Origin of the sequence: Prevotellamassilia timonensis, assembly GCF_900106785.1 — a bacterium.
Lineage (GTDB): Bacteria > Bacteroidota > Bacteroidia > Bacteroidales > Bacteroidaceae > Alloprevotella > Alloprevotella timonensis.
This window is the reverse complement of the sequence record NZ_LT629845.1, coordinates 29,929-42,190: the sequence shown is the minus strand read 5'-3', so window position 1 is coordinate 42,190 and position 12,262 is coordinate 29,929. Positions and strand designations below refer to the sequence as shown.

The following is a 12,262-nucleotide window of genomic DNA, read 5'->3' as shown; positions in this document are numbered from 1 at the left end:
CGAAGCGGCACCCTGGGTATCGCGTGTTGAAGCAGTCGCGCCCTGTAAGGGCAAAAGTAAAAGCTCTGTTACTTCTGCCCTTACAGGGCGTAACTTTTGCGTTCATATCAACCCAGGGTGCCGCTTCGCTTACCCTGGGCTAAGTAAATACTTGGGCCTTCAGCCCGCACTTGCTAAATCCGGAACTTCAGTAGTTGTTTGTTTACGAGTGCAAAAGTAAGGGCACGATGTTGGGAGGTTGTGACAATGTGGTTAAGAAAGTGTGAAGGCACTGATTGCGCGACAGGTGGTGGCGCATCTTCACACAATTTTAACAGCGCCTTGCGCACATAGTACAGATAAAAGGCGTAATATTGCAGCACCATTTGCCAGTTGGCTGATTTAAGGGGTTGACAGGTTTACAAGTAAGTATGCTATACATCACTTATTATGTTAAAATCAGAATGGCAGGAAGCTTAAAAAACCGGGCAAACTTACCTGTGAACCCGTCAACTTGTCAACTTGTTTACTAATTCCACCAACGCATACACCTATATTATATATATTATGACCTACAAGATTTTAGTAGTAGATGACGAACCTGATTTGCGCGAAATTCTGCAATGCAACCTCGAGAATGCCGGTTACGAAGTTGACACGGCTGAATCGGCAGAAGAAGCATTGCACATACTGTCGCCCGAGCACAACTTGATATTGCTCGATGTGATGATGGGGGGCATGTCGGGCTACCGCATGGCCAACAAACTGCGCAACGAGCTGAAGCTTAAAACGCCTATCATTTTCCTTACAGCGAAAGATACGGAGAACGATTTGCTGACGGGTTTCTCGGCCGGTGCCGACGACTACATATCAAAGCCTTTTTCGCTGCACGAGGTATTGGCACGCATCAAGGCTGTGCTGCGACGCACCAAGACCGAACCCGAGCGCACCGAACTGCATGTGGGCAGCATGACTATCGATTTTGTAAAGAAACTGGTCAAGACCAATGGCGAGGACATCAAACTGTCGCCCAAGGAGTTTGGCATACTCAGCATGCTGGCCAAGCAACCGGGCCGTGTGTTCTCGCGCGAGGAAATACTGGCCGAGGTGTGGCATGGCGACAGCTATGTGCTCGACCGCACCATCGATGTGCACATTGCCCGTGTGCGACGCAAACTGGGCGAGGACGCTTGCCACCTGACTAACCGACAGGGATATGGCTATTGCTTTGAAGAGTAAGTGGGTTAGAGGGTTAGGAGGTTAGTGGGTTAAAAGATTGCCTTTGCATTCTAAGTTTCCTAACTCACGAAGTTATTAACTCCTCAACTTTCGATCCAACCCTCTAACCCCTCCAACCCCTCTACCTCCACTCCCTAACCCTCTAACCCTCTACCACCCTCTAAATGACTTACAAAACCAAACTGTTGTTAAACTTTACACTGCTGTTTGCCGTATTTACGGCATTGCTGGTAGTGTTTCAGTACAACCGCGAAAAGCAATACAAGCGCGACTTGCTCGACTCACGCTTGCGGAGCTATGCCGACATGGTGGCCGAAACGATTGACCAAGACAAAAATAGTGGTGACACGGTGCGCTACACCTACATTCTGCGTGTGATGCCTGCCGACCTGCGACTGACCGTTATCAGCCGCATGGGACGTGTGAAATTTGAATCGACACACCACAGCATTAACGAAATGAACAACCACCTGACAAGACCCGAGGTGCAAGCCGCACTGAAGAATGAGGAGGGTAGCGATATACGTCTGTCTGAGACCGACCACCGCGAATACTTTTACTATGCCAAGGCCTTCAATAGCTACATTGTGCGTGTGGCAATGCCCTACGATGCCACAGTGCAAACTTTCATGAAGGCGGACAATGTGTTTTTGTGGTTTGTGCTGATGCTGTTCCCCATAGCATTGGTGTTGCTCATCTATATTTCAGACCGTTTTGGACAGGCTGTGTCGGGACTGCGCAACTTTATGCAATCGGCCGACCGCGGACTGGTGGACTACGACCACATTACTTTTCCACACTCCGAACTGGGCGACATTGGCCGCGGCATCATGCGCAAATACAAGCAGCTTGAGGAGTCGAAACAACAAATTGACCTTGAACGTGAACGACTCAAGCGCCACTTTCATTACTACGACGAGGGCATTGCCATATTCAGCCCCACACGCACACGCATCTATTGTAACCCGCGCTTTATGCAGTATGTCAACGTGCTGCTCGACCACCCCACCCCCGACATCAACACCATTTGGCAGGCCGACGCCTTTAAGCCCGCACTTGAGTTTTTACAACTCAACAGCGCGCAATCTGCCTCTGCCGACGAGACGCCCGTGTTCAAGTTCAACACCAAGGGGGGCGGCAACACATTTGCCGTGCAGGTGCTCATCTATGGCGACGGAAGTTTTGAACTGTCGCTGGCTGACGTGACGCGCGCTGAAAAGAGCCGCAAACTCAAACAGCAGATGAGCAACAACATCACGCACGAGCTGCGCACGCCGGTGAGCAGCATCAGGGGCTACATCGAAACCATACTCGACTGCGACAGTCTTTCTGATGAACGCAAGCACTACTTCCTTGAAAAGGCGCAAGCACAAGTGGTGCGATTGAGCGACCTCATACGCGATGTGGCGCTCATTACAAAAACCGAGGAGGCTGCCGACCTCATGCCACGCGAACAGGTGGACATGGCACGCGTGGTGGCCGATGCACAGGAGGACCTGCACGAGATGTTTGACCGCACTGGCATGAAACTGCACGTGTCGCTGCCCGAGCACCTTACCATCAACGGCAATTACTCGCTGGTTTATTCCATCTTCCGCAACCTCATGGAGAACAGTTTGCGCTATGCCGGCAACGGCAAGGACATTTGCATATCATGCTACAATCTGTCGACGGAGTTTGCCTATTTCTCTGTGAGCGACACGGGACAGGGGGTGCCCGAAGAACATCTGCCGCGCTTGTTTGAACGTTTTTACCGCGTGACCGAAGGCCGCACACGCGACAATGGCGGCACGGGCCTCGGCCTGTCTATTGTACGCAATGCGGTGTTGTTTCACCACGGCGACATATCCGTACGCAACCGCAAGGGAGGCGGACTGGAATTTTTGTTCACATTGCACAGATAGGCTGTACATGTACCAGAAATGAGCACGCGCTAACGGGAAAGTTCTTATTCCTGTTAGCGCGTGCCGTTTCCTGACATCATCGCTTTTGTGCCATTAAACGCATTGACGAAGTTAGGAGAAAATAAAGCACAAATAAACGCTACCTCTAATGGGGGCGACGCGTCTCGCGTCGGGAAAATATGCAGCTATTATTAGCAATAGTAGCGTTCGTATTTAACTCCTATCTCTATCCCGCAGGGACGCGTCGCCCCCATTAGTGCTTGCGTTTCTTCAAGCACCAAACGCTACCACCAAACGCTACCGCTAATGGGGGCGACGCGTCTCGCGTCGGGAAAATATGCAGCTATTATTAGCAGTAGTAGCGTTCGTATTTAACTCCTATCTCTATCCCGCAGGGACGCGTCGCCCCCATTAGTGCTTGCGTTTCTTCAAGCACCAAACGCTACCACCAAACGCTACCTCTAATGGGGGCGACGCGTCTCGCGTCGGGAAAATATGCAGCTATTATTAGCAGTAGTAGCGTTCGTATTTAACTCCTATCTCTATCCCGACGCGGGACGCGTCGCCCCCATTAGTGCTTGCGTATTTTCGCAACGCCTTTCAGACTGTGCGAGCCGAAACTTGAATAATTTATAAAAGTGCCAAGACGAAAAAGTTGCACTTGGGGGCTTTTACCATACTACAACATCTTACACACCAAGTATCTTACATCTTACACAAACATGCTACAACTCATTGATTATCAACACTTTGTTTAGTGTAAGATACTACAATTTTCACCTACACACAACCTACACAACCCACACGCTGCCACACGGCACAAGCACGGGAGGAGGATATTACGGCATAGGGGAACAGAAAAGTCTGTTGCTCCGACTGATTTTTCTACGTCCCTATGGCGTAAAACCCACCGCATACGACAAAACCGACTGCGCGGCAGCGGAGTTAGGCGTGTAAGATGTGTGCAGGGGAGTGTAAGATACTTTAAAATCATCTTACACTCTTGAAAACTCTGAATATCAACTTGTTACGTGCAAAAAGTGTAAGATGGCAGTAAAAACGCACGCACTCTTTTACAAGAGGGATGACGGGGAGGGGGCAAATATTTGTGTACAAATTGTACACTTTTTTTGTGGGGTGCAATGTCTTGGTGTTACCTTTGCAGCACTTTAATTTTGTACTAAACCAAATTGTAGTAACTACCATGAAACGAATGCTTAACAAAATGCTGCGCTATGCCGATGCCATTGTGAAACGTGGCGTTGACAAACTGATAGACGCTATCGGACATAGCCCGGAACCACAAACTAAAAACACTGAAACGCCCCAGCCGCAAAAACGCATGGGCAACGACACTGACTGCGCACCGCAAGCGACTGGCAGCACTACGGACTGCGGTCTGACGGAACAAACCATCGCGCTTATGGACGAACTGTGCGACTTTCGCTATAATGTGCTTGACCGCACGCCCGAGGTGCAACGGCGCGCCCAAACGAACAAAGGAGAAGTTCACTGCCGTGGCTCTGGGACGTGAACTGGTGCAGTTGCAAGGCTACATTATTCAAGTTTCGGATTTGGACGGGAACGGCCTGAATCAACGTGCAAGGCGAATGCAATCAAGCTTGCTTGAATTGCTGAGCCGCAGCCGATGATGTCAATAAAAGGCCAAAAGCACCAAACGCCACCACCAAACGCCACCTCTAATGGGGGCGACGCGTCTCGCGTCGGAAAAATATGCAGCTATTATTAGCAGTAGTAGTGTTCGTATTTAACTCCTATCTCTATTCCGACGCGGGACGCGTCGCCCCCATTAGTGCTTGCGTTTCTTCAAGCACCAAACGCCGCCACCAAACGCTACCACCAAACGCTACCTCTAATGGGGGCGACGCGTCTCGCGTCGGGAAAATTAAAAGGGAAAATACACTAAATAATAGCTGAATCTTTTTCCGCGGGACGCGTCGTCCCCATTAGTGCTTGCGTTTGGTGCTTGAATCCGTTCGCATGTTTACTTTTCACCGAACAGCCATAACAACGAATAGAATTTCCTAAAACGGTCTTGCTTTTGATGCCGATTTTGAACACCCTGCTTGTAAGGGCAAAAGCATCAAATGTGCGTTTTGGCGTTTTACCGTACAGCAATAATTGTGTGACTTGCACAAAAGTAAGCAGGACATTCGTTCCACCCACCTTCGCGCAAGCCTTTTTTACTATTTCTTTTTCTTGGGCTGAATATTGAGCTTGTATATCACATGTGCCATGAAGTACGATGGCAACACGTTTGAGTAGCTTTCTATGCGGCCCTGGGCATTGACGGTGCGCGTCACCTTTGACAGATTATGCAGAATGTCGAAGCCGTCAACAGCAAAGGTGAGATTGCCGTTCAGCACACTGCGCTCCAGGCGCATGTTCCACACCACATCGTCGCTATTGAGGCTTGGGTCGTCGTAGCCACGGCGGCTGAATATGGTGAAGTCTGTGCTCAAACCTATACCGCCCGGTATGGGTATGCGGGCTGTAATGCCGTAATTGTAATCCCACGCATTGATGGTATTGAAGTCGGCACGGTTGCCTGCTAAATGGCTGTAGCTGGCACGCGCCTTGGCACCGACATTCCAGCCATTCTTGCTATAATCGAGCGAGAGTTGCTCGTGCAGGTAAAGGTTCTTGAACACACTGAGTGCATTGTCTGTGGCACCATCTATGTTTGCCATGTCTACACTGTGGTTAAACGTGTAAGAGGCTGTATTGCTCAACGTGAACAATTTCTTTTTACCCACATTACGCGTTATAGCCACAGAGCCATCTGTGCCCCAATTACCGTTTACATTTACAGGGCGCACTATGTAACCGCCCGTTACAGGCACAAAGGTGCGTTCTGTTCCCAACGCATTGTGTGTACGCAAGTACGACATCTTTACGTTGCAAAGTGGCAAATCACCCGTCCGCACAAGAGCATCTAACGTCAGTTTATGTACTACCGCCGTTTGCAACGAGGCGTTGCCTTGTTGTATATACAGCGGATTGGAGTTGTCTACAACCTCAATAGTCTTGAGCAAATCCGCCTGCTGGTGCGACAAATCGTAGTAAAGTTTGAAGTTAATAGCTCCACCCTTGAAAAACACATTATGCTGCAATCGGCCGTTAAAATTAACCATTGGTTTACTGCGGCACACATCGTAATGGCGGGCGTCACGATTGTAGAGCAGATGCTCGAGTTCGATTTTTATTGGCACACTGAATGACAAATGCGTTCTCGATCTGTTTTTGAATTGACAGGCCAAACCAAATGCGAGGTCATGTGTGCGCTTCCATCGCTCGGTATGCGTGCTGTTCTGCACGTCAAGTGCCTCCTGAAGTTCGGTTGAAGTTGAAGGCAAGGTTGCAAAATCATTCATTCCATCCTTGCCCCACCCTTCAAGGCGGTCAAGCCTGTATAAGTCGTTGCTTCCACTGCGATAATCCTGCGTATAGCAGTACGACACGTTAGGCTGCCAAGCACCAAACATTGTTCTATAGGCTGCCTTTGCATAATAATTGTAATGACTTGCAGGTTTTTCGTAGTAACGATTGCGATAGTCATCAATCGCTTGCGTATTGAAATACTCCAAATCGTAAGTGTCATACGCATGGTAATTGTACTTGTCGTAACTGCCGCATATATCAAAAGTAAAAGTGTCAAAACGTCCTTTGTTTCTGAATGGGGAGATCCACAAACTGTAAGGTGCTGACACACTCCAATAGTCCGATTTCATAAGATATTGTTCTGCACGGCGATAACGAGCAATTTGTAGCAATTTATTACTGCCGGGCATAAACAAAGTGTCAAGTACTTTGCCTTTGACCACATAATCGTAAGGGTCGTTGTTGAAGCCACCATAGCGGCTCAATGAATGATAGCGACTTTTATAATAGTATGCGCTAACACCGCCATTTTGATGCGCCTTTTTCTGTACTTTGAAATTGTGGTTTGATTGCAATGACGTAAAGCTATGGTTGCCATCACTCCTGCTTTGCGTATAAAAATGGTCTAAAGGCAAAAAACTCTCGCTGCTTGTGTTTGTCACCGTGTGATTGTCCAAGTCTGTAACCGTCACATCACTTGTCCATTCAAACGTTTTGTTGCGGTTTTCATAAAAATATTCAGCGCCTGCCGTTCGGTTCGTTTGCACGCCATTAGGCAAATTACTTGGTGTCCACTCGCCCTTTGAACCAGCGCGACGCGTATCGTTTGTATTATTGATGTTGCCATACATGGCTAAACGCGAACATGCAGTAAAACGCATGGCAAACAAACGTCCTAAATATTTTTCCTTAGTGCCATAAGCAGCCTCAGCATTGGCTATCCAGCCCACGCTGTATTGTTTTTTAAGGTTTACGTCCATCACAATTGGGCGTTCCACTTCCTTATGTCCGCTAAACTTCTCAAAGTCACTTTCCTGCTCATACACTTTCACTTTATTCACCATATAGGCCGGCAAATTCTCAAGTGCCACTTTGGGGTCGCCACGAAAAAAATCCTTGCCATTTACAAGTAAACTACTTACCATTTTGCCGTTAACGGTTATAACACCATTATCCTTGAGTTGCACCCCTGGCAATTGTTCAATAAGTGCATCAAGCATTGAGCCTTGCGATAATTGAAACGCATCTGCGTTATAAACAAGCGTATCATTCTTCATCACCATTTTTATTTTGGTAGCTGTTACTACAGCCTCTCCAAGTTGGTGATTCCTTGGACGTTTGCGCATCTTTATCACATCATCAAAGCAAGCTGCTTGTGCGTCCTTCCGAACTTGTACCTTTACAGGGTAATAAAGCGTCTCATATTTTTCATGCGACAAGCGTAACAGATAGTTACCATTACATGGAACCTTGAACTCGATCATTGCTGTCACCGGGATACCATCATTTCTTTGCACCCCCCATTCTCCCCTACACACATAAGTAGAGTCAGTCCGCAACACTTCTACCCCACCATCGTATATTATATCTTTGGTAAAAGCATCTGCAACAGGCATCAAGATCATGATCGAATCAGATTGCTGGGCTTGAGCAAAAAAAGGGAGGAAGAATAATAGTGCAATAAATATGTTTCTCATGGTACTTAATTAAGAATATTAGCGGTTTGTTAATGAATAATGTGGGCCGCGAATCACGCAAAAACTGGAGGAAACAACGCCCACATTATTCTTAACAGAGTCATGTTAGTGGTCACCAACGGCTACAACTTGCAGTTATTAAAGCAAGCCACACAAGTCCACCCTCACGCAACACCGAGGCACGCATCATTACCGTAGGGTGAGCCATGCAGCAGACATTCACCATGTCGTACATCGTCACATTGCTAATAGGCTGCACACACCCCTCGGCCTTGCCAAAACGAAGCAAGCCACCACCAAGCACACCCACCTCTGGGTGTTTTTCCATATACCCATGTTGCACTTCGAGTCGGTATGGCATCATCACATCGTCAGCGTCCATGCGTGCAATATATTTGCCCTTTGCCTCTGCCAGCAACAAATTAAGCGATGCGATATAGTCATGTTCATTCTTTATCAAGCGCACACGCGTATCGTTGCATGCCTCAACTATGGCCACACTCTCATCAGTTGAACCATCATCCACTATCAACAGTTCAAAATCACCAAATGTTTGCGAGAGTATGCTGTCAAGACACTCTTGCAAATGTAACGCAGCATTGTACATGGGCATGCAAACGGATACGGTAGGAGGTTTGCTATAGTTTGACATGATAGGATTGGATATTTGATAAGGTTAGTAATAGTAACTTAAAGTCACATGCTCATCTTCAAAGAGCCGCTTTATAAGCCGGTTATCGAATGTCAAGCATTGTTGAGTCTTTGGCACTCGATTGAACTTTACGCGCAAATATAGGCTTATTTTTTTACATATTGCAAACTTTTCTGCATTTTTATAGAGAAAGTCTGTAATCACCCTATATTATTTGTTCGGCACGTCAATACCTGAACCCATCACTTCTTCTTTGGCTGAATATTGAGCTTGTATATCACGTGCGCCATGAAGTACGACGGCAGCACATTTGAGTAGCTTTCTATGCGGCCCTGGGCATTGACGGTGCGCGTCACCTTTGACAGGTTATGCAGAATGTCGAAGCCGTCAACGGCAAAGGTGAGATTGCCGTTCAGCACACTGCGCTCCAGACGCATGTTCCACACCACATCGTCGCTATTGAGGCTTGGGTCGTCGTAGCCACGGCGGCTGAATATGGTGAAGTCTGTGCTCAAACCTATACCGCCCGGTATGGGTATGCGGGCTGTAATGCCATAGTTGTAATCCCACGCATTGATGGTGTTGAAGTCGGCACGGTTGCCTGCTAAATGGCTGTAGCTGGCACGCGCCTTGGCACCGATATTCCAGCCATTCTTGCTATAATCGAGCGACAGTTGCTCGTGCAGATAGAGGTTCTTAATAGTGCTGAGGGCGTTATTTACAGAACCTGCAATGTTTGCCATATCCACACTGTGGCTAAATGTGTAAGAGGTGCTGTTGCTCAGCGTAAAGAGTTTCTTTTTACCAAGATTATGCGTGATATTGAACTTGCCATCGGTAGTCCAATTTCCGTTAACATTTACAGGGCGCACGATATAACCACCTGTTGTAGGCACAAAGGTGCGTTCTGTAGCCAACGCGTTGTGCGTGCGGTTATATGAGAAGTTGAACCTGTAAGTCCGCTTTTGCCGCACATATATCTCGAACATTACATTGTGCATGGCTGTAGTCTTCAGGCCCGAATTACCATTCTGTATATAGAGCGGGTTGCTATCGTCTACCACATCGAGGTTTTTAACAAGATCGGGCTGGCGACGTGTGAAGTTGTAGTTCAGTTTCAAACTGACAAATTCCCATTCACCTTCTTTACGAAATACTTGTTGCATTGCACCTTTGGCCATGAAGAGAGGCTTGGTGCGATGTAAATCAAAATGTCGTCCACTGCGATTGTATAGCAAGTGGTCCAGTTCAATATTGACAGGAAACGTAACAGTCACCTCGGTATTATTAGCGGCCTTATTACGATAACGTACTTCAAAATTCAGTTGGTGCAAACGTTTCCACAATGATGAATATACACTATTCTGCAAGTCAAGTACGTCCTGCAACTCTGAAGAGGCAGAAGGCAGGGTGCCAAGCGTAGCGTTGCTGTTCTGGCTCCAGTTGTCCAACTTGTCAAGACGATACAGCTCATCACGTCCACTGCGATAATCTTGCGAATACCCGTACATTATGCTGGGCTGGAAATCGCCAAACACTGTGAGGTAGGTTAAATCTGCGCTGTAGTTATAGTGTCTCTCTGTTTTAGGCTGATAGCGGTTTCTGTACTCATCATTTGACGTGCCATTGAGGTACTGCAAATTATACGTATTAAAAGCATCATGTGTGTATTTGTCATAACTACCTACAACGTTTAACGAGAAGAAATCGTATATGCCTTTATCTTTGAAAGGGAATAGCCACAAATTGTAAGGTGCTGTTACACTCCAATATTTCCCATTGAGCATACTTTGTTCACGGCGGCGATATTGTGCTATTTCTTTGATTTTATTGTTACCTGGCATAAACAATGAATCGAGCGCACCGGCTTGTATCAATGCATAAGGGTCGCTATTGAACCCACCATATAGTTTCAAGGAGTTTGCACTATTTTTATAGCCAGAAAAGTTTACGCCACCTTTATGACGCCCAGCTTTGTTTACCACAAATTCATGGTTTGTCGATAACGTAGTAAAGTCATGGTTACCATTTTGCTTGCTCTGAGAGTAGAAGTTATTTGACGGCAAAAAGCTCTCGCTGTTCGTAAAAGTAGACGTATTGTTATCTACATCACTCACAGTGAGGTTACTGGTCCATTGTAAAGTCTTTTGACGGTTTTCGTAATAGTACTCTGCCCCACCGGTACGACTCGTTTGCACCCCTTCAGGCAAGCTGCTTGGTGTCCAATCGCCCTTTGAACCTGCACGACGTGTGTCGTTGGTATTGTTGATGTTGCCATACATGGCAATACGCGAACAGTCGGTAAAGCGCAAAGCAAACAGACGGCCTAAATATTTATCTTTTGTGCCATAGGCTGCCTCGGCATTAGCTATCCAACCTATGCTATATTGCTTTTTAAGATTTACATCCATCACCAAGGGGCGTTCCCGCTCTTTTATGCCTGAGAATTTCTCAAAATCGGTTTCCTTCTCATACACTTTTACCTTGTTCACCATATAGGCCGGCAAATTTTCAAGTGCCACTTTGGGGTCACCGCGGAAAAAGTCTTTACCATTAACAAGCAAACTGCTGACCTGTTTTCCATTAACCGTAATTACGCCATTATCTTTTAATTCTGCACCTGGCAACTGCTCTATGAGTGCATCGAGCATTGAGCCTTTTGACAGTTGAAAAGCATCTGCATTGTATACAATGGTATCTCCCTTCATCACCATCTTGATTTTTGTGGCTGTAACCACAGCCTCGCCCAGTTGCTTATCTTTCATTGCATCTGGACGTTTGCGCATCTTGATTTTATCTTTCAATGTAACGTAACCATCAGCTCCAGCACGTTTCGACCTTTCTATGACTATTTGCTGATATGTTGTAAAATAATCATTCTGTGTTAAACGCAGCAGATAACGTCCATTACTCGGAACCCGTAAATTCAGCCAAGTTTCAGTACGTACGCCATTATCTTCAGAATAACTCCATTGTCCCTCTGCTATAAATGTTGAATCTAAAGCCAGTACCTCAACCTTGCCATTTTCTATCACTTTGCCTGTAAAGGCGTCTGCCACTGGTACCAACACGTTTATAGAATCATTCTTTTGTGCGTATAGATTCATACACAACGCACTCATTACACCTATAAATATCTTACGCATAATATCATCAAGTAAGTTAAAAAATAATGATTAGCACCCCTTAAAGGGGGTATATAAAATCGGAAATAATATCACTATTGGCTGACTTTGTAGGAGCCTTTGTAAAATCTATATACATCGTTTAAGTTTCATACTATGTTGTTTTAAGATTTGATGTTGCAAAATTACGCAGTTCGGTGCTGTATAACAAAAAAAGCAGGTATACTTCACGGGTATACCTTGTTTTATACGAACTTATTGATT

At 46.5% G+C, this 12,262-nt stretch carries 7 protein-coding genes; 4 read left to right on the top strand and 3 right to left on the bottom strand.

All coding sequences use genetic code 11. The annotated features are described in order from the left end of the window. Positions 1-543 precede the first annotated feature (543 nt). From BQ5453_RS08910 to BQ5453_RS08900, 4 genes are all read left to right on the top strand, one after another. On the top strand, positions 544-1,218 hold the full coding sequence (locus BQ5453_RS08910) for a response regulator transcription factor (protein WP_143033424.1): 675 nt from the start codon (positions 544-546) through the stop codon (positions 1,216-1,218). Positions 1,219-1,382: 164 nt separating this feature from the next. Then, on the top strand, positions 1,383-3,122 hold the full coding sequence (locus BQ5453_RS08905) for a sensor histidine kinase (RefSeq protein WP_071122956.1): 1,740 nt from the start codon (positions 1,383-1,385) through the stop codon (positions 3,120-3,122). A gap of 735 nt (positions 3,123-3,857) precedes the next feature. After that, positions 3,858-4,079, top strand: a complete 222-nt coding sequence (locus BQ5453_RS14155; RefSeq protein WP_143033353.1) for a hypothetical protein — start codon at positions 3,858-3,860, stop codon at positions 4,077-4,079. Positions 4,080-4,326: 247 nt separating this feature from the next. Continuing rightward, positions 4,327-4,656, top strand: coding sequence for a hypothetical protein (locus BQ5453_RS08900; RefSeq protein ID WP_143033352.1), 330 nt, complete (start codon positions 4,327-4,329; stop codon positions 4,654-4,656). Positions 4,657-5,329: 673 nt separating this feature from the next. Here the strand turns inward: BQ5453_RS08900 and BQ5453_RS08895 are convergent. The 3 genes from BQ5453_RS08895 to BQ5453_RS08885 all read right to left on the bottom strand — a co-directional run bounded on the left by BQ5453_RS08895 (position 5,330) and on the right by BQ5453_RS08885 (position 11,980). Continuing rightward, a complete protein-coding gene (locus tag BQ5453_RS08895) occupies positions 5,330-8,008 on the bottom strand; it encodes a hypothetical protein (protein ID WP_235860069.1) in 2,679 nt (892 codons plus the stop codon). 325 nt (positions 8,009-8,333) lie between these two features. Continuing rightward, positions 8,334-8,873, bottom strand: coding sequence for a glycosyltransferase family 2 protein (locus BQ5453_RS08890; protein ID WP_083361188.1), 540 nt, complete (start codon positions 8,871-8,873; stop codon positions 8,334-8,336). Between the two features lie 242 nt (positions 8,874-9,115). Then, positions 9,116-11,980 carry a porin family protein gene (locus tag BQ5453_RS08885; RefSeq protein ID WP_235860068.1) on the bottom strand — a complete coding sequence of 955 codons (2,865 nt, stop codon included), beginning with the start codon at positions 11,978-11,980 and terminating at the stop codon, positions 9,116-9,118. Positions 11,981-12,262: the final 282 nt, after the last annotated feature.

Excerpts from the sequence above, each read along its gene's own strand:
- BQ5453_RS08905 (WP_071122956.1), top strand. The coding sequence starts at position 1,383 with ATGACTTACAAAACCAAACTGTTGTTAAACTTTACACTGCTGTTTGCC.
- BQ5453_RS08900 (WP_143033352.1), top strand. The coding sequence starts at position 4,327 with ATGAAACGAATGCTTAACAAAATGCTGCGCTATGCCGATGCCATTGTG.
- BQ5453_RS08895 (WP_235860069.1), bottom strand. The coding sequence starts at position 8,008 with ATGATCGAGTTCAAGGTTCCATGTAATGGTAACTATCTGTTACGCTTG.
- BQ5453_RS08890 (WP_083361188.1), bottom strand. The coding sequence starts at position 8,873 with ATGTCAAACTATAGCAAACCTCCTACCGTATCCGTTTGCATGCCCATG.
- BQ5453_RS08885 (WP_235860068.1), bottom strand. The coding sequence starts at position 11,980 with ATGAATCTATACGCACAAAAGAATGATTCTATAAACGTGTTGGTACCA.